Source organism: Streptomyces sp. NRRL S-340, assembly GCF_000720185.1.
Taxonomy (GTDB): domain Bacteria; phylum Actinomycetota; class Actinomycetes; order Streptomycetales; family Streptomycetaceae; genus Streptomyces.
On record NZ_JOIY01000027.1, the window covers coordinates 86,106 to 109,834 of the forward strand.

General features: G+C 75.6%; 20 protein-coding genes and 2 pseudogenes. 16 read left to right on the forward strand and 6 right to left on the reverse strand.

Annotation, left to right across the window (positions count from 1 at the left end; genetic code table 11):
* Positions 1–55: 55 nt before the first annotated feature.
* Positions 56–1,264: a YihY/virulence factor BrkB family protein gene (locus IG64_RS21500; RefSeq protein WP_037858655.1), complete on the forward strand. Its 1,209-nt coding sequence runs from the start codon at positions 56–58 to the stop codon at positions 1,262–1,264.
* A 34-nt stretch (positions 1,265–1,298) separates the two neighbouring features.
* On the opposite strand, the pseudogene IG64_RS21505 reads toward IG64_RS21500, so the two are convergent.
* Positions 1,299–2,230, reverse strand: a pseudogene (locus tag IG64_RS21505) (NmrA family NAD(P)-binding protein).
* A gap of 81 nt (positions 2,231–2,311) precedes the next feature.
* Between IG64_RS21505 and IG64_RS21510 the strand changes: the two are divergent.
* Both IG64_RS21510 and IG64_RS21515 read left to right on the forward strand, forming a co-directional pair.
* Entirely contained in the window at positions 2,312–3,268 is a 957-nt protein-coding gene (locus IG64_RS21510) for an AraC family transcriptional regulator (RefSeq protein ID WP_037858656.1), read from the forward strand.
* 41 nt (positions 3,269–3,309) lie between these two features.
* Positions 3,310–4,134, forward strand: a complete 825-nt coding sequence (locus IG64_RS21515; protein ID WP_078884127.1) for a helix-turn-helix transcriptional regulator — start codon at positions 3,310–3,312, stop codon at positions 4,132–4,134.
* On the opposite strand, the gene IG64_RS21520 is transcribed toward IG64_RS21515, so the two are convergent.
* Positions 4,114–4,518: a VOC family protein gene (locus IG64_RS21520; RefSeq protein WP_037858657.1), complete on the reverse strand. Its 405-nt coding sequence runs from the start codon at positions 4,516–4,518 to the stop codon at positions 4,114–4,116. The two genes, IG64_RS21515 and IG64_RS21520, sit on opposite strands and share 21 nt — an antisense overlap.
* 266 nt (positions 4,519–4,784) lie before the next feature.
* Between IG64_RS21520 and IG64_RS21525 the strand changes: the two genes are divergently transcribed.
* The 3 genes from IG64_RS21525 (at position 4,785) to IG64_RS21535 (ending at position 7,863) form a co-directional block, all read left to right on the forward strand.
* Positions 4,785–5,672 (forward strand): isocitrate lyase/PEP mutase family protein, encoded by an 888-nt coding sequence (locus IG64_RS21525; protein ID WP_037858663.1) that lies wholly within the window; start codon positions 4,785–4,787, stop codon positions 5,670–5,672.
* Positions 5,669–5,935 (forward strand): hypothetical protein, encoded by a 267-nt coding sequence (locus IG64_RS21530; protein WP_199811634.1) that lies wholly within the window; start codon positions 5,669–5,671, stop codon positions 5,933–5,935. The genes IG64_RS21525 and IG64_RS21530 overlap by 4 nt, the downstream gene beginning before the upstream one ends.
* A 287-nt stretch (positions 5,936–6,222) precedes the next feature.
* Complete coding sequence (locus tag IG64_RS21535) at positions 6,223–7,863, forward strand: carboxylesterase/lipase family protein (protein WP_199811635.1); 1,641 nt, start codon at positions 6,223–6,225, stop codon at positions 7,861–7,863.
* A 136-nt stretch (positions 7,864–7,999) separates the two neighbouring features.
* Here IG64_RS21535 and mmuM read toward each other — a convergent pair whose 3' ends face one another.
* Positions 8,000–8,938, reverse strand: coding sequence for a homocysteine S-methyltransferase (gene mmuM / locus IG64_RS21540; RefSeq protein ID WP_037858664.1), 939 nt, complete (start codon positions 8,936–8,938; stop codon positions 8,000–8,002).
* Between the two features lie 376 nt (positions 8,939–9,314).
* Between mmuM and IG64_RS42320 the strand changes: the two are divergent.
* The 3 genes and pseudogenes from IG64_RS42320 to IG64_RS21555 all read left to right on the forward strand — a co-directional run.
* A pseudogene (locus tag IG64_RS42320) lies at positions 9,315–9,515 on the forward strand (alpha/beta hydrolase); the annotation flags it as partial.
* A gap of 138 nt (positions 9,516–9,653) precedes the next feature.
* Positions 9,654–10,022 (forward strand): VOC family protein, encoded by a 369-nt coding sequence (locus IG64_RS21550; RefSeq protein ID WP_037858855.1) that lies wholly within the window; start codon positions 9,654–9,656, stop codon positions 10,020–10,022.
* A 117-nt stretch (positions 10,023–10,139) separates the two neighbouring features.
* Complete coding sequence (locus IG64_RS21555) at positions 10,140–10,601, forward strand: hypothetical protein (protein ID WP_037858666.1); 462 nt, start codon at positions 10,140–10,142, stop codon at positions 10,599–10,601.
* Here IG64_RS21555 and IG64_RS21560 read toward each other — a convergent pair.
* The 3 genes from IG64_RS21560 to IG64_RS21570 form a co-directional block, all read right to left on the reverse strand.
* Complete coding sequence (locus tag IG64_RS21560) at positions 10,571–11,458, reverse strand: alpha/beta fold hydrolase (RefSeq protein WP_037858667.1); 888 nt, start codon at positions 11,456–11,458, stop codon at positions 10,571–10,573. The two genes, IG64_RS21555 and IG64_RS21560, sit on opposite strands and share 31 nt — an antisense overlap.
* Positions 11,442–12,035 carry a TetR/AcrR family transcriptional regulator gene (locus tag IG64_RS21565; RefSeq protein WP_037858669.1) on the reverse strand — a complete coding sequence of 198 codons (594 nt, stop codon included), beginning with the start codon at positions 12,033–12,035 and terminating at the stop codon, positions 11,442–11,444. The genes IG64_RS21560 and IG64_RS21565 overlap by 17 nt, the downstream gene beginning before the upstream one ends.
* A gap of 214 nt (positions 12,036–12,249) precedes the next feature.
* Positions 12,250–13,494, reverse strand: coding sequence for an FAD-binding protein (locus IG64_RS21570; RefSeq protein ID WP_037858671.1), 1,245 nt, complete (start codon positions 13,492–13,494; stop codon positions 12,250–12,252).
* A 209-nt stretch (positions 13,495–13,703) separates the two neighbouring features.
* On the opposite strand from IG64_RS21570, the gene IG64_RS21575 reads away from it, so the two are divergent.
* From IG64_RS21575 to IG64_RS21605, 7 genes are all read left to right on the forward strand, one after another.
* Complete coding sequence (locus IG64_RS21575) at positions 13,704–15,077, forward strand: radical SAM protein (protein WP_037858673.1); 1,374 nt, start codon at positions 13,704–13,706, stop codon at positions 15,075–15,077.
* A 158-nt stretch (positions 15,078–15,235) separates the two neighbouring features.
* Positions 15,236–16,747 (forward strand): cellulose-binding domain-containing protein, encoded by a 1,512-nt coding sequence (locus IG64_RS21580; RefSeq protein WP_037858675.1) that lies wholly within the window; start codon positions 15,236–15,238, stop codon positions 16,745–16,747.
* A 623-nt stretch (positions 16,748–17,370) separates the two neighbouring features.
* Positions 17,371–18,117, forward strand: coding sequence for a Crp/Fnr family transcriptional regulator (locus tag IG64_RS21585; RefSeq protein ID WP_037858677.1), 747 nt, complete (start codon positions 17,371–17,373; stop codon positions 18,115–18,117).
* 138 nt (positions 18,118–18,255) lie between these two features.
* Positions 18,256–19,059 (forward strand): hypothetical protein, encoded by an 804-nt coding sequence (locus tag IG64_RS21590; RefSeq protein WP_037858678.1) that lies wholly within the window; start codon positions 18,256–18,258, stop codon positions 19,057–19,059.
* A gap of 5 nt (positions 19,060–19,064) precedes the next feature.
* Positions 19,065–21,800 carry a hypothetical protein gene (locus tag IG64_RS21595; protein WP_037858679.1) on the forward strand — a complete coding sequence of 912 codons (2,736 nt, stop codon included), beginning with the start codon at positions 19,065–19,067 and terminating at the stop codon, positions 21,798–21,800.
* Positions 21,793–22,953, forward strand: coding sequence for a hypothetical protein (locus IG64_RS21600; RefSeq protein WP_037858680.1), 1,161 nt, complete (start codon positions 21,793–21,795; stop codon positions 22,951–22,953). The genes IG64_RS21595 and IG64_RS21600 overlap by 8 nt, the downstream gene beginning before the upstream one ends.
* A complete protein-coding gene (locus IG64_RS21605) occupies positions 22,950–23,501 on the forward strand; it encodes a Pycsar system effector family protein (RefSeq protein ID WP_037858681.1) in 552 nt (183 codons plus the stop codon). Before IG64_RS21600 ends, IG64_RS21605 begins: the two co-directional genes overlap by 4 nt.
* Positions 23,502–23,729 lie beyond the last annotated feature (228 nt).

The following is a 23,729-nucleotide window of genomic DNA, read 5'->3' on the forward strand; positions in this document are numbered from 1 at the left end:
GTGCGGTGTCCCGGTGGATGAGGGCGGCGGGGCGGGACAGGGATACCTTTGGCTCGTGCAGCCAGCCAGTGAAACCCCCGACAGGCCGACCGGCCGCTTCCACCGGGCCCGTGCCCTCTACCGGAACGTCTCCAAGCGCAGGACCGCCTGGCTGCTGCTCAAGGACACCGTCAACTCGTGCATGGAGTACCGCATCCTCGGCCTCGCCGCCGAGGCCGCCTTCTTCACCCTGCTCTCCGTGCCCCCGCTGCTGCTCAGCCTGATCGCCCTGCTCTTCTACGTCGACTCCTGGACCGGCGCGCACACCATCGCCAGCCTGGAGCGCAACATCATGGACGCCTCCCGCACGGTCCTGTCCGACCAGGGAGTCAAGGAGATCACCCAGCCGATCCTGCGGGACGTGATGCAGGGCGGCCGGCCGGACATCATCTCCATCGGGTTCGTGTTCGCCCTGTGGTCGGGCTCCCGCGCGGTGAACGTCTTCATCGACACCATCACCGTCATGTACGGCCTCGACGGCGTGCGCGGCATCGTCAGGACCCGCCTGATGGCCTTCCTGCTCTTCGTGGTCGCGCTGCTGATCGGCTCCGTCGCGCTGCCGCTGATGGTGGCGGGACCGGACGCGGTGGTACGGGTCGTGCCCTGGTCGACGACGGTCGTGCAGGTTCTGTACTGGCCCGTGGTCATCGTCCTGTCCATCGCCTTCCTCACCACGCTCTACCACGTGTCCGTGCCCGTGCGCTCCCCGTGGATCGAGGACGTGCCCGGCGCGCTGGTCGCCCTGGCCATGTGGGTGGTGTGCAGCTTCGTCCTGCGCATCTACCTGACCAGCACCGTCGAGGGACCCACGATCTACGGCTCGCTGGCCGCGCCGGTCGCCGTGCTGCTGTGGATCGGCGTGTCCGCGTTCGCCGTGCTCGTCGGGGCGGCGGTCAACGCCGCCATCGACCGGGTCTGGCCCGCCGCTGCGACCGCCGCGGCCCGCGCCGCCAACGAACGGGTGCGCGAGGCGCAGATCGCCGAGTACGTCGCCCGGGCCGCCGCCGTCCGCGGGGCGGACCCGGACGCCTTCGACGACGACGCCGACGACACCGACGACGCGGACGGCCTGGGCGACGCCGACATGCCCTCCGAGTTCCCCGAACGCTGGTCGCGCTTCCTGCCCCCGGAGGACGTGACCGCGCGCCTGCGGGCGCACGCGAAGAGCACCCAGGCGCGCGGCCCGCACAAGGAGGACGGGAACGGGCCGGCGCCGCACGAGTGAGGGCCCCGGGGGCCTCGGGGCTCCCGGGCCCGGCTCACGGCCTGTCCCACGCCCCGGCCGCCGCCGCTTCCCGCGCGAAGCAGGCGAAGTCCCGCGGCTCGCGTCCGAGCACCTGCCGCACCCCGTGCGACAGGGAGGAGTTCCGGCCGTCCAGCAGCGTCCCGAACAGCTCCACCAGGAACTCCGCCTCCTCGGCCGGCACCCCCGACCGGGCCAGCATCTCCCCGTACGCCGGCACCGGCACCGACCGGTACGTCAGCGCGCGCCCGGCCGCGGCGGCGGCCTGCGCGACCGCGTCGCCGAACGAAAGCAGCCGGGGTCCGGACACCTCGACGACCTGTCCGGCGTACCGGTCGCCCGAGGTCAGCGCGGCCACCACGACGTCCGCTATGTCCCGCACGTCGACGAACGGCTCCCGCACGTCACCGGCCGGGAACACCAGTTCCCCGCTTCGCCGCAGTTCCTCGGCCAGCGGGCCCTCGCTGAAGTTCTGTGCGAACCAGGCGGCCCGCACCACCGTCCACCGCGCGCCCGACGCGCGCAGCGCCTCCTCCGTGGGCAGCGCCTGCTCCTCGCCCGCGCCGACAGCAGCACCAGCCGCCCTGCGCCGAGCGCGACCGCCTCGCGGGCCAGCCGCCCGACCGTGTCCGCCGCGTCCGGTGCGCCGACGTCCGACGGGTGCACCAGGTAGGCCGCGTCCGCGCCGCGCAGCACCGGCGCCCACGTCGTCGCGTCCCGCCAGTCGAAGCCGTGCGACCGGGACGCCGCCCGCACCGTCAGGCCCGCCGCCGCGGCCGCCGCGGCGACCCTGCTCCCCGTACGGCCGGAGGCGCCGGTGACCACCACGGTGGTCCCCCGCGCCGGCCGCGCGCCGGTCCGTACGCCCGACGCGTTCCGTACGTCCTGCGCGTTCGGTACGTCCTGCGTGTTCGGTACGTCCTGTGCGTTCCGCGTGTTCTGTGTCATGCGGACAGTCAACTGCCGGGCCCCGTACGGGAACCATCGCCGAACCGCTCGCGCGCATAAGCGCCTGTCTACGCTGTCCGCATGGACGCACTCGCCGGCCTCCTGGAGGGCCCCCGCGCGCGCGGCGCCTTCATGATCCGTGCCTGCCTGGAGCCGCCGTGGGCGGTACGCGTCGAGGACGAGGCCCCGCTCACGGTGATGCTGATGGCCCGCGGCCACGCCTGGATCGTGCCCGACGGCGGCGAGAAGGTGCGCATCGGCCCCGGCGACCTCGCCATCGCGCGCGGCCCCGGCCCGTACACCTGCGCCGACGACCCCGGCACGGCGCCGCAGGCGCTGATCCTGCCGGGCGGCGAGTGCAGTCACCCCGACGGCCGTTCCCTGAACGGTTCCATGGACCTCGGGGTGCGCACCTGGGGCGACCGGATCGACGGCGGGACGGTGATGCTGATCGGGACCTACCTGATGAAGGGCGAGATCAGCAACCGGCTGCTGGACGCGCTCCCGCCGCTGCTCACCCTGACCCCGGACGTGTGGCAGTGCCCGCTCACCCCGCTGCTCGCGGACGAGATCGTGCGCGACGAACCCGGTCAGGAGGTGGTCCTGGACCGTCTGCTCGACCTGCTGGTCATCGCCGCGCTGCGGGCGTGGTTCGCCCGGCCCGACGCGGCGGCGCCCGCCTGGTACGGAGCGCTCGCGGACCCGGTCGTCGGCCCGGTGCTGCGGCTCGTCCAGGACGAGCCGCAGCACCCCTGGACCGTCGCGGCGCTCGCCGCGCGGGCCGGCGTCTCCCGGGCGGCGCTCGCCCGGCGCTTCACCGCCCTGGTGGGGGAGCCCCCGATGGCGTACCTCACGAACTGGCGGCTGGCTCTGGCCGCCGACCGGCTGCGTGACACCGACGAGCCACTCGCCGCCGTCGCCCGCCAGGTCGGCTACGGCAGCGCGTTCGCGCTCTCCACCGCGTTCAAACGCGCCTACGGCGTCAGCCCGCAGGAACACCGCACGCGGGTCCCGCGCTCCGGCGCGTCAGGGACGTGAGCGGTGTGAGCGGCCTGAGAGGCGTAAGTGGTGTGAACGGTATGAGCGGCGTGAAGGGCGCGAACGGGGCGTGCAGGGCCCGCGGGACACGCCGGGCGGGGGGAGCGGGCGGTGCGCCCGGCGCGCGCCGGGCGCCGACCGCTCCCGCGGACGCGGCCCCAGAGCCCGGCGGATACACGGAACGGCCCGCCCGGCTGCCCGGCGCGGTGCTCTGGACGAAGGGCCCGGCGGCGCCCGGCGCCGGTGCCGGACTCGTCCTGCCGGACGGGTGCATGGACCTGCTGTGGAGCGAGGGGCGGCTGCTGGTCGCCGGGCCCGACACACGGGCGTACGCCCCCGACGGGCCGTCGGCGCACTGGGCCGGCCTGCGCTTCTTCCCCGGTACGGCGCCCGCCTGCCTCGGTGTGCCCGCGCACGAACTGCGCGACCGGCGCGTCGACGTGGCCGACCTGTGGCCCGCCCCGGCGGTGCGGCGGCTGCGCGCCCGCCTGGAGGCGGCGCGGGACCCGGCCGCCGCCCTGGAACAGGCGGCGCTGGAGCGGGCGGAGTCGGCCGGGCCGCCCGACCCGCTGCTGCGCCGCCTGGTCGCGGCCCTGGACGCGGGACGCCCGGTCGCCGCGACCGCCGACGAACTCGGGGTCGGCGCCCGCTGGCTGCACCGGCGCTCCCTGGCCGCCTTCGGCTACGGACCCAAGACGCTGGCCCGGGTGCTGCGGCTCCAGCGGGCCCTGGCACTGGCGCGGAGCGGGGTGCCGTTCGCGGACACCGCGATCCGGGCCGGATACGCCGACCAGGCCCATCTCTCCCGCGACGTGCGGGAGTTGGCCGGCGTGCCGCTGGGTGGACTACTCGGCGTCCGCGGGTAGCGGCGCGAACAGGTCGACGCCGTTGCCGTCCGGGTCGTGGACGACCGCGTACCGCATCCCCCAGAACGCGTCCCACGGCTTCAGCTCCCCGTGGTGCCCCGCGCCGACCAACTCCTCGTAGACGGCGTCCACGTCGGCGGGCGTGGCGCAGCGGAAGGCGAGCGAGACCCGGCCGCCCGCCGCCGGGGGCCGCCACCCGGGATGGAAGGAGCGCACGGTGTCCTCGGTGTCCAGTGCCAGGGTCAGGCCGCCGGGCAACTCGGCCTCGACGTGCGGCTCTTGTCCGGCGCCCTCGGGGAAGACGAGACCGAGGCGGCGGTAGAAGGCGAGGGAGGCGGCCAGGTCCGAGACGACCAGGCCGACCACGGCGAATCGTGGGGTCATGCCGCCACGGTGGCACGGCCGCGTGCCGGCGGTCTTGAAGAAATCGGACGGCCCGGATCAACCCCGCGACGTGACACGCCGGTCAGTGACGTTTCTCCGGTGAAGGCGTTCCGCCGTCCGGGTGAGTAAAGGACGCCCCAAGTCCCGATCTCGGCTCGGTCTAGGGATCCTTTTGTCTCGGCAAAGGGCAGCGGGCCGCCGTTCACCGGCACGCAGCCGCCCCTGGGGGCGCCGCGCGCGCCCGACCCCCCATCAGAGGAGTCACGTTGACCTACGGCAAGAAGCTGCGCCAGCAGATCGCCGGGCCGGGTACCACCCCGCTGATCGGTGTCTACGACATGTACTCGGCGTCGATCGCGGCCGAACACTACGACGGCATGTTCGTCTCCGGTTTCGGCTTCGCCGCCTCCTACTACGGACTGCCGGACATCGGTTTCATCGCCTGGCCGGACATGGTGGCGTTCGTCCAGCGCCTGCGGGGCGCCTTCCCCGCGCACCACCTGCTGGTGGACATCGACGACGGCTACGTCGACCCCGAGGTCGCCTGCCACGTGGTGGAGGGACTCGAACGCATCGGCGCCTCCGGGGTGATCCTGGAGGACCAGAAGCGGCCCCGCCGCTGCGGGCACGCCGACGGCAAGCAGGTGCTGCCGCTCGACGAGTACCTCGCCAAGCTGGAGAAGGTGCTGGCCACCCGGCACGACCTGGTCGTCGTGGCGCGTACGGACGCCACCGACGAGGCGGACATCCTGCGCCGGGCCGAGGCGCTCGCGGCCACCGACGCGGACGTGATCCTCGTCGACGGCATCCGCAGCGTGGACTGGATCCGGCGGGTGCGCGAGGTGGTCGGCGGCAAGCCGCTGCTGTTCAACCAGATCGCCGGCGGCAAGTCGCCGCGGCTGTCGCTGGGCGAACTGTCCGACCTGGGCGTGGACGTCGCGATCTACTCCACCCCGTGCCTGTTCGCGGCGCACGAGGCGATGGACAGCGCGCTCGCCGAACTGCGGCGCGCCGACGGCCGGCTGCCCGAGGTGGACCCCGCCGGTGGCGTGGGCGTAAAGGCGGCGACCAGTCTGCTGGAGCGCAACATGGCCCACCGGCGGCCCGAGCGCGCGGGTGCGAGCGCCGGCGTGGGCGCGGGCGTCGTCGCGTGAGCGTCCGCCCGCCCCGGCTGCGCACCGCGGCCGCGCTGGCGGTGGCCCTGGTCGCCGGTCCGGCGCCCGCCGCGGCGGCCGGCAGCCTCATCACCGTCCTCGACAACTCGCACGCCGACTCCATCCTCGAGGTCGACCGCACGGCGAACCTCCAGACCGGCAGCGGCACCGCCGGCAGCGACCACGACGGAAGCGCGGTCGACCTGATGGAGGCCCTCGTGGGGGCGTCCCGCGGCGGAGCGGGAGAGGAGGACGGTGCCTGACCGCCCCGGCACCCCGGCACCCCCGGCCGCCCGCCGACCGCGCGCAGCGGCGGCGGGCGGCCGGTGACCGGCGGGTGACCGGCAGACGGTGGGCGCCGAGGGGCCGCGGGGGCGGGGTGCCTGCCGCGGCCCCGTCCCGCCCGCCCGGGGACGCCCGGCGGTCCCGCCCCGGGCGCCGGCGGCGGAATACCACGAGGCGCAGTGGTGCTCTTGGGTTACCGGGGCTCGTGCGCGGTCGGCCGGGCGCGAGCGGGGTGCAGCGAGCGCGCTGAAGGGCTGGTGGGCACATGACGTCGGACCGGACGGCTCCCGTGGTCAGAACGCCGCACGGGGCGGTACGCGGAAGGTACGAGCACGGGGTGGCCGCCTTCCGGGGGATCCCGTACGCGGCACCGCCCTTCGGCCCCCTCCGGTTCCGGCCGCCCCGGCCGCCCGAGCCGTGGGACGGGGTGCGCGACGCGGGCGCCTACGGGCCGACCGCGCCGAAACCGCCGTACTCCGAGGCCTTCTCCCAGTACCTGTCCGACCCCTCCGTGCCCGGCGACGACTGCCTCAACCTCAACGTGTGGACGCCCGACCCGAGTCCCGGGGCCCGGCTGCCCGTCCTGGTGTGGCTGCACGGCGGGGCCCTGACCCGCGGCTCGTCGGCCGTGCCCGTGTACGAGGGCCACTCCTTCGCCCGGGACGGTGTCGTCCTCGTCTCCGTCAACTACCGGCTGGGCGTGGAGGGCTACGGACTGTTCCCGGACGCCCCCGCCAACCCCGGCCTGCGCGACCAGCTCGCCGCGCTGCGCTGGGTCCACGAGGCCATCGGCGCCTTCGGCGGCGACCCCGGCCGGATCACCCTGTGCGGCCAGTCGGCCGGTGCCATCAGCACCGGAGCCCTGATCGCCGCCCCGCAGGCCCAGGGGCTCTTCCGGCGGGCCGTGCTGCAGAGCGGCCCGCCCGAGGCCGCCGACCGCGACAAGGTGCGGCGGATGGTGCGCCGGATGGCGGCCCGGCTGAAGGTCCCGGCCACCGCCGAGGCCTTCGCCGCCGTCGACCGCGGCCTGCTGCTGCGCACCCAGGCCGAGGTCGGCCGGCTCAGCAGCCCGGTCCTCGGCGGCCCGGCCTTCGGCATCGTCGTCGACGGCGACCTCGTACCCCGTGACCCGCTGGAGGCGCTGGTCGAGGGGGAGGCCGCCCGCGGCGCCGGCCTGCTGATGGGCTGGACCCGCGACGAGTACCGGCTGTGGCTGGTGCCCGGCGGTCTGCTGGAGCGCGTCGACCGGCTCGGCCCGGTCGCCCTGGCCGGTGCGATGGCCCGCTGCCACTGCGGGCACGAGGTGGTCCGCGGCTACCGCTCCCTGCGGCCCCGGGCGGGCGCCGCCGAGATCGTCGGCCAGCTGGTCACCGACCACCTGCTGCGCCGCCCGCTGCACCGGCTGGCCGACGCCCGCGCCGGGTCCGCGTACGTGTACGAGTTCGCGTGGCCGTCCCTGCTGCCCGGTCTCGGCGCCTGCCACGCCCTCGAACTCGGCTTCGTCTTCGACACCGGCGACGTGCCGGACGCGCGCCGGCTCGCCGGCGAGGGCGCCCCGCAGGAACTCGCCGACGCCATGCACGCCGCCTGGGTCCGCTTCGCCACGGACGGCGACCCCGGCTGGGAGGCGTGGGACCCGGCCCACCCGGTCCGCGTCTTCGGCGACGGGCCGCCGCACACGGCGTACGGTCCGCGGGACGCGGAACTCGCCCTGTGGACCGCCCCGCCCGTTGCCGCCCCGCCCGCCGCCGGCCCGCCGCCGCTGTCGCGGCCGCACGCCGCACCGGCCGGCGCGGCGGCCGGGGCATCCGTGGGCACTGCGGCCGTCGCCGCCCCGGCCCGGGGTGCGGAACTGCGCGCGGTGATACGGCGACTGCGCCGCTCCGGCGGCGTCCGGGGCGCGTGACCGGGGCGGGTGGGTCCCGGGCCGCGCGGGTTCGGGGCCGCGCGGGTTCGGGCGCCCCGACGCGGGGCGCGGGCTCGGGATGCGTGAGACGGAGATGCGCGGGTCCGGCGGGTGAGTCCGGGTCGGGCGAGTCCGGTCACCCCGCCCGCAGCGTGCGGGCGAGCTGCGCGATCGTCGCCGGGCCGACCCGGCAGCAGCCGCCGATCAGACGGGCACCGGCGGCGTGCCACCGCTCGGCCCGGTCCGGGGTGAGCGTGCGGCGCCCGGTCCAGGAACGGGACCGGGCGTCCCAGACCTCACCGCTGTTGGGATAGGCCACGACCGGCTTGCCGGTCACCCGGGCGGCCGTCTCGACGGCGGCTTCCACGTCGTCGGGGGCACAGCAGTTCACGCCGACCGCGATCACCTCCTCGACCCCGGCCGCCGGCCCGAACGCCTCCTCCAGGGGCTGCCCGGCCCGCGTGCGGGAACCGTCGACCGTGTACGACAGCCAGGCCGGCACCCCCAGCCCCCGTACGGCCCGCAGCAGCGCGCTCGCCTCGTCGGCGTCCGGCACCGTCTCCAGGGCCAGTACGTCGGGCCGGGCGGCGGCCAGCACCTCGAGGCGGGGCCGGTGGAAGCGCTCCAGCTCGTCGACGGTGAGCCCGTAGCGGCCCCGGTACTCCGAACCGTCCGCGAGCAGCGCGCCGTAGGGGCCGGCCGAGGCCGCCACCCACAGCGGGCGCGAGACGCCCTTCGCCCGGGCCCGCGCCACCGCCTCCCGGGCCAGGGCGACGCTCGACGCGATGAGCGCCGCGGCCCGGTCGCGGCCGAACCCGCGCCGCGCCAGCCCCTCGAAGGTGGCCTGGTAACTGGCGGTGATCACCACGTCGGCGCCCGCCTCGACGTAGGCGAGGTGCGCCTGCGTGATCGCCTCGGGCCGCTCGGCCAGCAGCCGGGCCGACCACAGGTCGTCCCCGAGGTCGTGCCCGGCCGACTCGAGCTGGTTGGACAGCCCGCCGTCGAGCACGACCGGCCCGGCGGCGAGCGCCTGGGCGAGTCCGGTGGGGGGCGCGCCGTTCGTGCCGTGTGTCATGCCACGACGCTAGGCCCTGCCGTCGCATTCCCGCCCACCGGGCGACCCCGTGCCGCACTCCCGCCACACCCGGAGCACGCGCCCGACGCCGCGCGGCCCGCCCGCCGGGCGGACGACGGGCGAGGTCGCGGCCTCGGGCGCCGCCCCGGCCTCCGCCGTCCCCGCCTCCGCCGCTGCGGCCTCGGGCGCCGCCCCGGCCTCCGCCGCCGCCCCGCCCCTGCGACGACAACAACGTGTCCGCCTATGTCGCGATCAACTGCGCCGGCTCCGGCAGCCGTCCCGGATCCACCGAGGCCGAGCAGATGATCGAGCGGATCAAGGCGGCCTCGCCCGTCTTCGGTGAAGCCTGGTCGACGGGCGTCCACCTCTGCTACGACTGGCCGGTCGAGGGCGAGCGGGCCGCCGCGGCGTCCGCGCGGACGGCGCGGCTCCGGTCCTCGTCGTCGCGGGCACCGGCGACCCGACGACTCCGTACGAGGGCGGCCGGCACATGGCGGCGGAGCCGGGCGAGGAGGCCGGCGCCCTGCTGACGGTGCGGGCCGAGGGCCACGGCTCCTGCCCGTACACCTCCCGTGTGACCGGGGCCGTCGACACCTGCCTCCTCGACGGCACGCCCCCGGCGCGCGGCACGGCGTGCTCCTGGCGCGGCACCGGCCGGCGTGCCGCCGGGACATCCCGTACCCGCGTCAGCGGAGCGCCTGGCAGGATCACGGGCATGACTTCGAGGATCCGCCATGTGACGATCGACTCTTCGGACGCGTACGGCCTGGCCGGCTTCTGGTCGCGGGTCCTGGACCTGCCCGTGCACGAGGACGACCGGCCGGGTGACGAGGAGGTGCTGATCGAGGGCGCGGGCCTGCTCTTCGTGACCGTGCCGGACGCCAAGACGGTCAAGAACCGGGTGCACGTCGACCTCCAGCCACAGGACCGCACCCGGGACGAGGAGGTCGAGCGGCTGCTCGGCCTGGGGGCCACCCTCGTCGACGACCGCCGCCGGGCCGACGGCACCGGCTGGGCCGTCCTCGCCGATCCGGAGGGCAACGAGTTCTGCGTCGAGCGCAGCGCCGCCGAGCGCGGCGACTGAGCCGCTACGGAGGCGGGCGGGCGGCGGCGCGGGCCGCGTACGGCGGCGGGCGGGCCGCCGCCGTGCGCCGCCCACAGTTCGGCCGGTACCGAACGGACCGGCTCCTACGGTGGCCGCATGAGCGAGATCACTCCTGACGACACGCCCGCCGCGGCGGTGACCGGCATGGTCGGCCACGTGCTGGCCCTGGCCGCCACCTGGACCGCCTGGGACGGCACGCCGCTGCCCGCGGACGACCGGGTCTACACCCCGCACAAGGCGGTCCGCCGGGTAGCCGACCACATGGTGGACCACCTCGCGGAGCTGGAGGCGCGGCTGGCGGGCGAGACACCGCAGCCCGACCACTGGCACGCCTCCACGATCACGACCGGGGCGGACCTCGCGCCCTTCACGCGGCAGGACCTCGACGAGGCCCGCAGCCGCCTCACCCGGCTGGCGAGGATCTGGGCCGTCCGGCTCGACGCCCTCACCGCCGACCAGCTCGACCGTTCCCCGGGCGAGGGCTGGACCTTCCGCGAACTCGCCCGCCACCTCGCCGAGTCCACGTACTACGCCGACGCGGTGGGCGACCTGTCCTGACCTCCCGGGACCCGGTCGAACACCTCGGCGAGCCGGTCCGCGAACGCCTCCGGCTGCTGGACGGCGCCGATGTGACCGCCCGGGAAGCGGGCCACCCCCGCGCCCAGGCGCTCGGCGAGGGCGGTCGCGGTGCGGTGCAGCAGCCGGCTGTGCGGGTCCTCGCCCGCGGCCGGCGTGACGAGCGCCGCACCGCCCCGCGGGGCCGCCGCCCCCGGGCCCGCTTCCGCCCCCGGCAGCGGCGGGACGTAGCCGGTGAACGGCACCAGCACATGGGCGAGGAAGAGGGCCATGGGGGAGGACAGTTCCTCCTCGCGGGACAGGGGGCCGGACCCCGGGACGGTGCCCCCGGCGCCGGGCTCCCCGGTGCCGTCCGCCTCCCGTTCCGCCAGCACGGCGGCCAGGCGCGCACCGGCGGCCCGCGGGCCGGCCGCGCGGTAGACGTCGTACACCTCGCGCATCCTGGCCCGCTGCCGCGTCCCGTCCGGCAGCACCCCCACGCAGGGCGGCTCGTGCGCGACCACGTGCCGCAGCCGCTCCGGGTGCCGGGCCAGCAGGTCGAGCGCCACGACACCGCCCGCGCTGGTGCCGAACACGTAAGCCGACTCGCCCTCGGGCAGCACCGCGTCGAGCACCCGCCGCGCCCCCTCGCTCCAGTCCTCGACGCGCTGGTCGGCGACGGGCTGCCCGAGGCGGCCGTGGGCCAGGCCGAGCGGGTCGCAGGTGACGACGGTGAAACGCCGGGCGAGCCGGGCCGTCATCGCCTCCAGCCCCATCGGGTGCCCCGCCCCGCCCGGCAGGACGAGCAGCACCGGCCCGTCGCCGCGCACGTCGTGGTGGAAGTCAGTCGTGTCGTGCATGGCGTGGAGTCTCCCTCGGCCAGTTGCTGAGTGCGGTGTGCAGGGCCTCGACGGCCTTGTCCCAGGAGGCGTCCACGTCCCGGCCCGCGTGGAAGGCGCCGGCGGCCTCCAGGGCGCAGAAGCCGTCGAAGGTGCTGCGCAGCAGCCGGACGGCGTCGGTGAGATCGGGCTCCTGGAGGCCGTAGGCGCGCAGCATTCCGTAGGTGATCTCGGCGGTGCGCCGCATCGCCGGCGCGTCGGTCACCGTCGCGGGGTCGACGCGGATCCGGGTGGCGGCGTACCGGCCGGGATGGCGGTGCGCGTACGCCCGGTAGGCACCGGCGAACGCGGCCAGCGCGTCCTTCCCGGCCCGGCCCGCCACCGCGGCGGCGATCGCGTCGATCATCTCGCCGCCGGCCCGCAGCGCGAGCCGGGTGCGCAGGTCCTGGACGCTTCTGACGTGCGAGTACAGGCTCGCGTCCTTGACGCCGAAGCGCCGCGCCAGCGCCGACAGGCTGACACCGTCGAGGCCGGCCTCGTCGGCGAGTTCGGCCGCCGCCGCGACGATGCGGTCCGCGGTGAGTCCGGCTCGGGCCATGCGGTTCCCGCCCCCTCGGCTGTCCGGGGCGCCGCCCCGCCTTCGCGTTTCCTAGAGCCTCTAGGATGGCGCCTGGTGAGAGCAGGAATCAAGGGGCGGCGGCCGTCGCCCCGCGACCGGGTTCCGTACGGGCGCCGGGCGGCGGGCAGGTCTCGTACGGGCGGCGGGCGGCGGGCACGTCTCGTACGGGCGCCGGGCGGGTTCCGTGCGTCTGTCAGTCGGTGAGCAGGTCCCGTACGAAGTCGTTGGTGAACTTCCCGTCGGGGTCCAGCTCGCGCGCCAGGGCGCGGAAGTCGGCCAGCCGCGGGTAGCGCTCGCGCAGCGCGGCGGCGGGCACGGTGAACACCTTGCCCCAGTGCGGCCGCGGGCCGAACGGTTCCAGCGCCTCCTCCAGTCGCCGCACGGCCGGCAGCACCGCCGCGGTGTCCTCGATCCAGGTGAAGTGCAGGGCCACGGTGTCCCGGCCGTGGCTCGGGCCGAGCCACTGTTCGTCGGCGGCGACGGTGCGCACCTCGCAGGTCTGCAGCACGGGGGAGACCGCCTCGCGGACCGCGTCGACGGCGTGCAGGGCCGCCAGGGCGTCAGCGCGCGGCAGCAGGTACTCGGACTGGAGTTCGGCGCCGCTGCTGGGGGTGAACTCCGCCCGGAAGTGGGGCAGCCGCTCGTGCCAGGGCCCCGGCACGCCGAACTGCTCCGTGCAGTTCTCCGCCGGCATCCCCGGCACCGGATGGAGCGCGACGCGGGCGGGCGCGGCCCACGGGAAGTCCGGCAGCGGCTGGTCGGTGCGCCGCTTGAGCCACACCTGCCGGAAACCGGGGTCCCGCCAGTCGGTGAACAGGCTGACGCTGTAGGCCGCCGCGGCCACCGTCTCGAAGTCCAGCCCGTCCAGCGGGAGTTCGGTGAACACGTGCTGCTCCACCTCGAAGGCCGGTTCGAGGTCGAGGACGAGGGCGGTGACGACGCCCAGTGCCCCGAGGGAGGTGACGGCCCCGCCGAAGCGGGCGTCGCCCCGGCCGATCCGCAGGGTGGAGCCGTCCGCGGTGACCAGTTCGACCTCGCGCACGGCGGCGGCGAGCGGGCCGTTGGCCACCCCCGAGCCGTGGGTGCCGGTCGCCACCGACCCGGCCACCGAGATGTGCGGCAGCGAGGCCATGTTGGGCAGCGCGAGCCCGTGCGCGTGCACCCGGCGGGCCAGTTCCGCGTACCGCACACCGCCGCCGGCCCGGACCGTGCGGGCCGCGGTGTCCACCTCCACCTCGGCCGGCAGCGCCGCCAGCGAGAGCAGTACGCCGCCGGCGCCCGGATCGGCGATCGTGTTGAAGGAGTGCCCGCTGCCCAGGGCGCGCACCTTCGCGCCGGAGGCGACGAGCGCCCGCAGCGCGCCGGCCGACTCCGGCCGGCACACCTGGCCGGCGGTGTAGGTGATGTTGCCCGCCCAGTTGGTCACGGCCTCGGTCATCGTGTCGTCCCTCCAGCGCTCCGGGCCCGGCCGCAGCGGGGCCCCGTCCGACCGCCGACGGTGCCACGTAATTTGTCAATTGACAATACTAATTCAGTGGGGGCCTTCGTCCGCCGGCGCCGCCCGCGAGTGGGGGACCCGGCACCGCCCTCCGGGTCGCGGGGGCATACCGTGAGGAGTCGTACGTACGAGCCAGGAGGAGAGACGGGATGGGCAGCCGTACCGCGCTGGTCGAGGATCTGATGGACCGCTTCCCGCACGTGCCGAGGGAAGCGGTCTTCAAGGAGGACCTGCTGCGAGGCGGTGTGGCCTTCGACCCCTCCGCGCTCAGCGACAACGAGGGCGGGGAGGTGAAACCCAAGTCGTACTTCATCTTCTCCTTCGACCACGGCACCCTCCCCGAGCTGGGCGAGGCCGCGCTGCGCCGCCCGCCCGAGGAGATCATCCTCACCGGCGGGCCCTACGGCCTGCGGCGCACCGTCGTCTCCGTACGGGTGAACCCCGCCTCGCCCTACCGGGTGGCGGCCGACGACGAGGGCCTGCTCGGGCTCTACCTCGACGGCAAGCGGATCGCCGACGTCGGCGTGCCGCCCATGCCGGAGTACTACCGGCACACCCTGGCCAGCGGGAAGTCCGTGATGGAGGTGGCGCCCACCATCCAGTGGGGCTATCTGATCTACCTCACCGTCTTCCGGGTCTGCCAGTACTTCGGCGCCAAGGAGGAGTGCCAGTACTGCGACATCAACCACAACTGGCGCCAGCACAAGGCGGCCGGGCGGCCCTACACCGGCGTGAAGGACGTCGAGGAGGTCCTGGAGGCGCTGGAGATCATCGACCGGTACGACACCCAGAAGGCCTCCACCGCCTACACGCTCACCGGCGGCGCGATCACGTCGAAGGTGGCGGGCCGCGACGAGGCCGACTTCTACGGCCACTACGCCAAGGCCATCGAGGAGCGCTTCCCGGGCCGCTGGATCGGCAAGGTCGTCGCGCAGGCGCTGCCCAAGGACGACGTGCAGCGGTTCAAGGACTACGGCGTGCAGATCTACCACCCCAACTTCGAGGTGTGGGACCGCCGTCTGTTCGAGCTGTACTGCCCCGGCAAGGAGCGCTACGTCGGCCGGGACGAGTGGCACAGGCGCATCCTCGACTCCGCCGACATCTTCGGCGCGCGCAACGTGATCCCCAACTTCGTGGCGGGCGTCGAGATGGCCGAGCCGTTCGGCTTCACCACCGTCGACGAGGCCATCGCCTCCACCACCGAGGGCCTGCGCTTCTTCATGTCGCACGGCATCACGCCGCGCTTCACCACCTGGTGCCCCGAGCCCACCACCCCGCTGGGCAAGGCCAACCCGCAGGGCGCGCCGCTGGAGTACCACATCCGGCTGCTGGAGGCCTACCGCAACACCATGGACGACTTCGGCCTCTCCTCGCCCCCCGGCTACGGCCCGCCCGGACCCGGCCGCGCCGTCTTCTCGGTCAGCTCCTTCATGGACAGCCTGCCGGCGCAGGAGGACGCGGACGGGAGCGCGGCCGCGAGCGCGGACGGTGGCGCACGGGAGGCGGCGGGGGAGAGGAACTGACCCCGCCGTGAGTGCGGGCCACGTCCTCCGTGCGATGTGGAGACGTGGCTTGTCAGTTGTGTCGAACACGTGAAAAGCTCGGCGTCCACCGCGAGAGTTGCCTCAACTCCGTTCTGAACGGGGTCGGTTGACCCCCCGCCCGTGGACGCAGGAGAGCCATGCCCGACCAGCCGAGTCCCCGGGACACCGCCGAGGCCGCGCTGCTGTCCGAGTGCTGGGACGCGGTGCTCTCCTACGCCGACCTGTGCACGGCCGGTTCCTCCGCGGCCGGGGAACTGGCCGCGGAGGCCTTCGCGCTCGGCCTGCGCGAGGTGCGCGCCGCGGACGCGGGCGCCTCCCGGGGCCGCCGCACGCCCCGGCTGCCCGCGCTCCCGCTGATGCTGACCGCGGTACGCGCCACCGCCGCGGCCTGGGAGGCCGCCGGGCTCGGCGACCGGCTCGACCCCGACCTGCGCCTGTGGCTCAACTCCCCGCGGGCCGCCCGCTACCCCGGCCCGCCGCTCCACCGGCCCCTTGCGCTGCGCGCGCTGCGCGACCTCCAGGAGGCGGACGCGGCACTGCTGTGGCTGGCCGAGGTGGAGGCGCTGCCGCTGGTCGTCGCGGCCCGCCGGCTCGGGCTCGACCCGGCCCGCGTCTCGGAGGAACTGGAGCAGGTGCGCGGCCTGTTCCGGGACCGCTGCCGGCGCGGCCACCTCGACACGCCGATGGACCCGGAGTGCCGCGGCTACGCGCGGCTGCTGGACGCGGTGACCCGGCCGGCGGCGCCCGTCGAGACCCCCGAGGACCTCTCCCGGCACCTCGCCACCTGCGCCGGGTGCGCCGAGGCCGCCGCCTGCCTGCGGCCGCACGCGGGCACCCTGCCCGCCGCGCTGGCCGGCGGGGTGATCGGCTGGGGCGGCCTCGCCTACCTGGAGCGCCGCCGCCGGGCGGCCGACGTGCGCCTCGGCGCGCGCGGGCCGGCGGCCGGCGCGGCGGACCGGGACCCGCGGGCCGACGGCGCGGGACGGGCGCGGCTGCTGCGCGGCGGTCTGCTCGCCACGGCCGTCGCGCTGTCGGCGCTGGCCCTGGCCGTCTCGCTGATGCCCTTCGACGGCGCGGCGAGCGACGCCGCCCACGGCGACGCGGACCGGCGGGCGGTCGCCGACTCCACGACCGTCCCGCCGTCCGCCGGGCGTCCGCCGGCCCCCGGCCGGGTCACGGCGTCCCCGTCCGGCCGGTCCACCGCGAGCGGTGCGGCGCACGGCCCCGGCCGCCACGCCCCCGGTCCAAAGCCGCAGGGCACCCCCTCGGCCGCCGCCGCGGGCGGCGCCTCGGGCTCCGCCGCGACCGCGCGGGGCTGCCGGGTCCGCTACGACCTCGTCGACCGGTGGCCGGGCGGATTCCAGGCCGCCGTCACCGTGACCACCGGCCGGGCGCTGGAGACCTGGCGGATCGGCTGGACCTTCGGCGACGGGCCGCGCATCACACAGATGTGGGACGCCACGGTCGCGCAGAGCGGCACCCGGGTCACCGCCACCTCCGTCGCCTACAACCGCTCGGTGGCCGCGGGCGGCACCCTCTCCTTCGGCTTCATCGCCACCGGACCGGCCGGGTCCTCGGGCGCCGGGGACGCCGCGGGCGGCGGGCCGTACGGCTTCACGCTCGACGGCCACGCCTGCCACCTGAACTGAACGCCCGTCCCGCGGCCGCCGGGCACGGCGGCGGGCGCCGCGTCAGAACGGCCCCCCACCGCCGGCCGGGCCCCGCCGCGCCCCTGCCGCACTCCGCCCCCAGCCGACCGCGCGAACGCGTGCGCGGGCGGCCGCGGGGGAGCGGCAGGCGCCGCGCCCGGTTCCGGGCCGGACGCGCCGGCGGGTGCGCGGGCGGGTGCGGGGCGGGGCACGCGGGCGGGTGCGCGGGGCGCGGGCGTAAGCGGAACGAGCCGGGCGGGCGGGGCGTCACCGTACTCTCACGACCTCACCACGGAGCCGTCACCGCCTCCGCGGCGGGGAAACCTGAGTTTTCGCCAAAAGCGGTTCGGCGCCCGCCTCGCGCCGCCGGGGGCCGGCGCCGCCGCCGGGCCGGGTCTGACCTCACCCTCGTCCGTACGGGCCGCGCGGTGCCGAGGGGCCGCGAGCGGGCCCGGACCGGCGCCGTGCCGCAGGGCCGTGAGACGACCGGGCGGCCCACCTGCCAGCTCGTACCCTACTGGCCAGTACAACAATGTGGCGTAATTCACTCGCCCTAAATCGACTCTCTGTCACCATCATCGCCAACGAGGCACAGGCATCCGGACTGCGGCGGGGGGCGTGGCATGGGGCTGCTCGGCGGTGAGCTGGCATTCGCGCATGCCCTGACTGCCCAGGAACGCGAGAGCGTGATGGCGCTCGGCAGCCGCAGGCACTACCCGGCCGACACCCATCTCCTGACGGAGGGGGACCGGTCGAGCCACGTCATGATCCTCGACCGCGGGTGGGTGACGGTCTCGGTGTCGACGGACCGCGGCGCCACCCGGCTCATACTCGGCCTGCGCGGCCCCGGTGAACTGCTCGGCGAGATGGCCGCGCTGGACCCGCACCCGCGCAGCGCCACCGTGCGCGCGCTGGGACCCGTGGACGCCCGCCTCATACCCGGCGACGCCTTCCGCCGCTTCCTCGCCCTGCACCCCCGCGTCAGCGGGCTGGTGATACGCCAGCTCACCTTCCGGCTCCGCAGCGCCGACCAGGAACGGTCCGCGCTCGCCTCCCTCACCGTGCTGCAACGCCTGGCCAGCCGGCTCACCGAACTGTCCGCGGCCGCCCCCTCCGGCCCCTACGCCCCTTCCCGGGCGGGTCCCGCGCCCGGCGGCCCGGGACCCGCGGGCCCCGTCGTCCACCTGGCCCAGGACGAACTGGCCGCCACGGTCGGCGCCACCCGCGAGGCCGTCGCCAAGGCCCTGCGGCTGCTGCGCGGCCAGAACATCGTGCGCACCGGCAACCGGATGGTGGAGATCCTCGACCCGGACCTGCTCGCACTCCTCGCGGACGGCCATCACGAGGAGATCCCGCCCCCACGTGTGTAAACGGCTACAGACGTCTCCCGCCCCGCAGGACACGCTCTTGGGGACGGACCACCAGGGCCGCGACGGCCCCCGGAGCGACCGGCACGACCAGCACCACCACCTCTTCGGCAAGCGCACAGGACCTGCAGGGGGACACGGGTGAACCACGACGCCACCGAACCGACCGAGGCGCACTACGAGCTGGTCGTCAGCGTCGACGCCAGACGGTCGGGCCAGTACGACGACGTCGACAAGCAGCGGATGCGCGCCCGGATCTACCGCGTGCTGGAGACGGCCTTCACGCACGCCGCCGTCCCGCCGGACGCCCTGCACACCGAGGACCGCGGCGACGGCGTGCTGCTCGCGGTGCAGGGCCGGATCGCGGCCGACCGCATGCTCGGCCTGTGGCTGATCGAGGTGCACGAGAAGCTGCGGGACGAGAACCGCGGTCTGCGGGTCCCCCTCGGACTGCGGATCGGCATGCACGTCGGCCCGGTACGCCACGACGACCGGGGCATCAGCGGACGCGCCGTCGACCTCGCCTGCCGGCTCGCCGACTCCCCGCTCGCCCGGCAGCTCCTGGACGCCGAGGACGCCGACCTCGTTCTGGTGACCTCTTCGTCCCTGTACGAGGACGTGGTCAGGAGCGGCGGCAAGTTCATCGAGCCCGAGCGCTACGCCCCCGCCCGGCTGGAACTCAAGGAGGGCGAGGTCACCGCCTGGTTCCACCTGCCCGGCCGGCCCGCTCCCCGGATCCCCGAGGCCGCACCCGCCCCCGCCGAAGAGCCGCACCCCGCCGAAGAGCCGTCCGCGGGCGGGCCCGCCGCCTCTTCCACCGGGGGTCAGGCCGGGACCCGGTACACCGTCCACGGTGACATGTCCGAGCACCACGACAACGTCTACCACCAGCCCGTGCACATCGGCCGGATCAGCGGCCGCGACACCGAGCAGCGGAAGGGCTGAGCCGCGTGAGCGACGATGCGCGGGCGGACGGCCCGGCCGGGGAGGCCCCCGACAGGCCGCAGCGGCGCGAGCAGCCGGACCGGGACCGGAAGCCGGAGCGGGCGCGCCCGCCGCAGGACGAGGAGAAGCGGGACAAGGACGACAGGCCCCGCGACGACGGGGCCGCCGGCGGCGGACGCCCGTCCCGGACCGACGACGAGGACGACCCGGACAAGGCCGGGGAACGGGACAGGGACAAGGAGAAGGAAAGGGAGAAGGAACGGGAGCGGGAGAGGGAACGGGAGCGCGCCGCCGGGCGGTTCAAGGAGCACACCCGCGACCCGCTGGCCGAGGAGGAGAGCGAGGACGGCCCCACCGACCTCGCCGCCGCCGCCCGCACCCGCCGCGCCACCCACCGGCTGTTCGACGTCGGCCGCGACCACACCAGCTTCGACCGCAACTACTTCCGCAGCGCCCACATCGGTGACGTCAACCTGCTGCTGGACAGCCGCCGTCCGGCAGCGGGCATGCGCAGCGGACCGGTGCCCGACGAGGAACTGCGCCGGCTGCGCCGTATCCACGTGGAGCCCGACGGGTACGTACAACTGCGCAACGCGCTCAGGACCCGCCGCCTGCTGGTGCTCGGCGCCGCTCCGGGCACCGGACGGACGAGCACCGCGCTCTCCCTGCTCGACGAGGTCACCACCGGCGCCGCCCGCGGCAGCGGCCCCGAGTCCGCCTCCGGCCACCGGGTACGGCGGGTCGACCCGGACGACGGAGTGCGCCGGCTGGCCGCCCTGCTGGCCGGATCGCACGCCGGGGAGGACGAGGAGGGCCGCTCCGGCGGCGGGTACCTGCTGGAGGTCTCCCTCACCCGGCCGGGTGTCCTGCCCCCGGCCGAGATGGACCTGGACGAACTGGCCGCGGCCCTGGACCGCCGCGAGGCCTTCGCGGTGGTCGTCGTCGCCGTCGGGGCGGCGGCCGGCCCGCTGCTCGCCGGCCGGTACGGCATGCTGTGCCCGCCCGCGCCGACCGAGGAACTCCTCCGCACCCGGCTGCGCGAGCGGCTGGAGCGCCACGCGGGCGCGGCACCGCAGGGCGACGGCGCCGGCCCGGCCGGGCTGCTGGCCCGTGCCGAGGCACTCGCCGAACGCGACGAGGTCAAGGACGCCGTCGGCCTGAAGGACCTGCGTCCCGCCGAGGCCGAACTGCTCGCCTCCCTGCTGGCCGGGCACGTGCTCGGGGACGTCACCCGCGAGGACCTGCTGTCCGGCTGCCGGAGCCTGGCCGCGGCCCAGGCCCAGGAGTGGTTCGCGGGCGTGGACCGCGCGCTGACGGCCCCGGCGGCCGACCCGGACGGCAAGACGGGACGGCCGGGCACGGCGACCCTGTTCCACCCGGTGGCGTTCCGGATCGCGCTGGCCGTGCTCGGCGGCGCCCCGCACAGCGCGGTGGCCTCCGCCGCCCACCTGCTGACCTGGGAACTGTCCGTGCAGAGCGACCCGGACCACACCCCGGCCCGCCCGCTGTTCTGCGACGACCCGGACGCCGACCTGGCGCTCTCGCGCGCCGAACTGACCGACGGCGAGGTCGAGGTGGCCGGTGCGCAGGTGCCGGCCCGGCTGATCTGGTACCGGGGTTCCGCACTGCCGTCCGCCGTGCTGACCGAGTTGTGGGACCGGCACTTCCCGGCGCGGGCGCCGGTGATGCGCTGGCTGCGGCTGCTGGCCGACGATCCGCGCCCCCAGGTGTGGATGCGCGCCGCGGTCGCCGCCGGTGAACTCTGCGTCCGCGACTTCGACCACGGCTACACGGAGCTGGTCCGCCCGCTGGCCGAGGCGGCCACACCACTGCGGCGGATCTTCGCGGCCACCACGCTCGACCAGGCCGCACGGCACGACTCGCACCGCGCGGCCGTGCACCGGCTGGTCGGCGAGTGGAGCCGGCACGGCACGAAAACGCTGCGCTGGACGGCGGCGATGGCCCTCGGCTACGGCAACGCGGCCGCCACCACGGACGACACCCTGGACGCCCTGGCCCGCATCGGCATCCACCAGGACGGGGACCAGCTCGCCGTCGCCTCCTTCAACGTCGTACGCCTGCTGGCACTGCGGGACGGGGGCCGCGTGCTGGCGCGGATGGCCGACTGGACCCACCACAAGCGCCCGCCCTACCAGGACATGGGCCTGGTCACCACCGTCCGGCTCGCCCTGACCACCGTCGACGAGGTGCTGACGGACGACCCGGACTCGCCGCTGGCCGACCGCGGTGACTGGCCGCTGCCGCTCGCCCTCGCCGCCGACCGGCCCGAACTCGTCGGCCCCATGGCCGACCTGATGTGGACGGCGCTCAACACCGCCCGCTCCAAGGACGTGGCGACGGACGCGCTGGAGACCCTGCTGCGGTCGGCGGTGCGCAAGGACGGCACGGAGTGGACCCGGCGGGGACTGGCGGCGCTGCTGCCCGCGCTCGCCGGCGACGAGTACGACCGGCGGCGGCTGGACTGGCTGCTGCGCCGCATGATGAACGACCCGGAGAAGCCGTTGTCCGACGCACGGGCGCGCGAACTGTGGTGGCTCGCCGTCACCCCGGCCCGGCGCGCGGGCCAGGACCCCGCGAGCCGCCGGCCGCCGCGCCCCGACACGGCGCGTCAGGAAGCCCCGCGCCAGGACCCGGCGCGCCAGGGACCGGCGCGCCACGAACCACCGCGCCAGGAGCGGACCCGCCGGGAGAGCACGCGCGAGGAGGAGAGGCATGGCTGAGGACGAGAACCGGGCCGGTACCGGGGGCACGGCTCCCGCGGGGCCCTTCCTGCGGGAGTACGCGCCGACGGGCGGCTACCCGCCGGTCAGCGCCCAGCGGGCCTCCGTGGTGTTCTACCGCAACGGCGGCTACAGCGTGATCACCGTCTCGGGGATCCAGCACGTCGGCAAACGCGCCCTGGCCCGGCCCTACACCGTGTGCGAGATCGCCCAGGGCACCTTCGTGACCACCCTCGACATGGACCTGCCCGCCTCCGGCGGCACCAGCTTCTTCAAGGCCGAGGTGGACATCGAATGGGAGGTCACCGACCCGCACCTGGTCGCCGTCAACGTCGTCACCGACGTCGCCGCACGGCTCACCTCCCCGGTGCTGGAACGGCTGCGGGAGGTGACCCTCGGCCACCGCGTCACCGAGGCCGACCAGGCCAACCGCGTCATCACCCAGGAGTGCGTCGGCGGACGCTGGAGCGACCTCGGCGCCGAACTCGGCCTGCGCGTCAGGCTCTACGTCCGGCTGGGCGTGGACGACGAGGCCATCGCGTACGCGCAGAAGAAGCGCGAGGTGCACGCCGACGCCGAGGTGACCCGGGTCCGCCAGGACGAGTTCCGGCGGATGCTGCGCGGCGGCGACATGGAGCAGCTCACCTACATGCTGGCCGCCGACCCCGCCGGTGCCAAGGACTTCCTGGAGAAGATCCGGCAGGAGGGCCGGCAGGACGAGAAGGACCGGCTGGACCGGCTGTACTCCATGGCGATGGCGGGTGAACTCCACGCCGCCGACGTGGAGACACAGGTCCTCAACCTCCTCAACCGCGACCGGCGCCGCCCCATCCAGGGCCCCATCGGCTCACTGCCCGCCCGCCGCGAGCCGCGCGAGCTGGAACCGGCCGCCGGTGACCGGCAGTTCACCCCGGAGTGGGCGTCGGACGAGCCGCCCCGCCGCCGGCCCCGCCGGCCCGAGCCGCCCTGGGACGAGCCCGGACCCGACCGGCCGCGGCGCCGGCCGGCGGACGACGTCCGGCACGATCCGCCGCCCGAGCGCGTCCACCGGCCCGAGCCCTACCACCCCGAGGACGACGAACCGGATCCCGCGCCGCCGCGCCGCAGCCGCGCCGAGGACGACGGCTGGTCCTGGGTGGACGAGGACCGATGAGCGCCCAGGGCGGGTCACAGACCTCCTCCGACCCGGTCGTGCCCGTGCCGAACGGGGGTCGGCACAGCCACGACCGGGCGGAGGAGCGCATCGCCGAGCGCCTGCTGAGCACGGTCCGCGAGGACCTCGGCCGCGCCGATTCCAAGGCGGCCGTGCTGCTGTCGGGGACGCTGGCGCTGCCCGCGTTCCTGGCCGGCTGGCACGGCACCCCGGGCTGGCACGGTCCGGCGGACGTGACGCTGGTCCTCGCCGGGGTGTTCTGGGCCGTCGCGGTGGGCGCGCTGGTCGGTGCGCTGCTGCCGCGTACCGGCACGGTCCGGGGCGGGGACGGGGTGACGTACTTCGGTGACCTGGTGGCGCCCCGCGACCTCGCGGGGCTGTCCGCCCGGGTCACCGAGGCCGGCCTCGATCCCACCCGGTGGCTGCTCGTCCAGGCGGTGGACGTCAGCTCGATCCTGTCCGCCAAGTACCGGGCCATCCGCTGGGGGGTGGGCGCGCTCGCCCCGTCCTCGGCCCTGGCCCTGATCTGGGGCCTGACCTCGCACTGAACCACTGACAACTGGCAAGCGACGACCGGGGAGTGACGACTGGCCACGGACAACTGACAACTGACCACCACCACCGACCGCCGACGGCCGGCCCGCCGGCGACCGGCCCGCGGTCACCGATCACCGGTACGAACCAAGCAGCACGTCACGAACCAAGCAGCACGTCACGGACCAAGAACCACCTCGCGAACCAAGAACCACCGACACGCACCAGGAAACAGGGGATGC

Bases quoted from the DNA above. Each gene is read 5' to 3' on its own strand.
- IG64_RS21510 (WP_037858656.1), top strand. From the start codon at position 2,312: ATGGACGCACTCGCCGGCCTCCTGGAGGGCCCCCGCGCGCGCGGCGCC.
- IG64_RS21600 (WP_037858680.1), top strand. From the start codon at position 21,793: ATGGCTGAGGACGAGAACCGGGCCGGTACCGGGGGCACGGCTCCCGCG.
- IG64_RS21605 (WP_037858681.1), top strand. From the start codon at position 22,950: ATGAGCGCCCAGGGCGGGTCACAGACCTCCTCCGACCCGGTCGTGCCC.
- IG64_RS21555 (WP_037858666.1), top strand. From the start codon at position 10,140: ATGAGCGAGATCACTCCTGACGACACGCCCGCCGCGGCGGTGACCGGC.
- IG64_RS21565 (WP_037858669.1), bottom strand. From the start codon at position 12,035: ATGGCCCGAGCCGGACTCACCGCGGACCGCATCGTCGCGGCGGCGGCC.
- IG64_RS21560 (WP_037858667.1), bottom strand. From the start codon at position 11,458: ATGCACGACACGACTGACTTCCACCACGACGTGCGCGGCGACGGGCCG.
- IG64_RS21535 (WP_199811635.1), top strand. From the start codon at position 6,223: ATGACGTCGGACCGGACGGCTCCCGTGGTCAGAACGCCGCACGGGGCG.
- IG64_RS21585 (WP_037858677.1), top strand. From the start codon at position 17,371: ATGGGGCTGCTCGGCGGTGAGCTGGCATTCGCGCATGCCCTGACTGCC.
- mmuM (WP_037858664.1), bottom strand. From the start codon at position 8,938: ATGACACACGGCACGAACGGCGCGCCCCCCACCGGACTCGCCCAGGCG.
- IG64_RS21580 (WP_037858675.1), top strand. From the start codon at position 15,236: ATGCCCGACCAGCCGAGTCCCCGGGACACCGCCGAGGCCGCGCTGCTG.
- IG64_RS21570 (WP_037858671.1), bottom strand. From the start codon at position 13,494: ATGACCGAGGCCGTGACCAACTGGGCGGGCAACATCACCTACACCGCC.
- IG64_RS21550 (WP_037858855.1), top strand. From the start codon at position 9,654: ATGACTTCGAGGATCCGCCATGTGACGATCGACTCTTCGGACGCGTAC.
- IG64_RS21520 (WP_037858657.1), bottom strand. From the start codon at position 4,518: ATGACCCCACGATTCGCCGTGGTCGGCCTGGTCGTCTCGGACCTGGCC.
- IG64_RS21575 (WP_037858673.1), top strand. From the start codon at position 13,704: ATGGGCAGCCGTACCGCGCTGGTCGAGGATCTGATGGACCGCTTCCCG.
- IG64_RS21515 (WP_078884127.1), top strand. From the start codon at position 3,310: ATGAGCGGCGTGAAGGGCGCGAACGGGGCGTGCAGGGCCCGCGGGACA.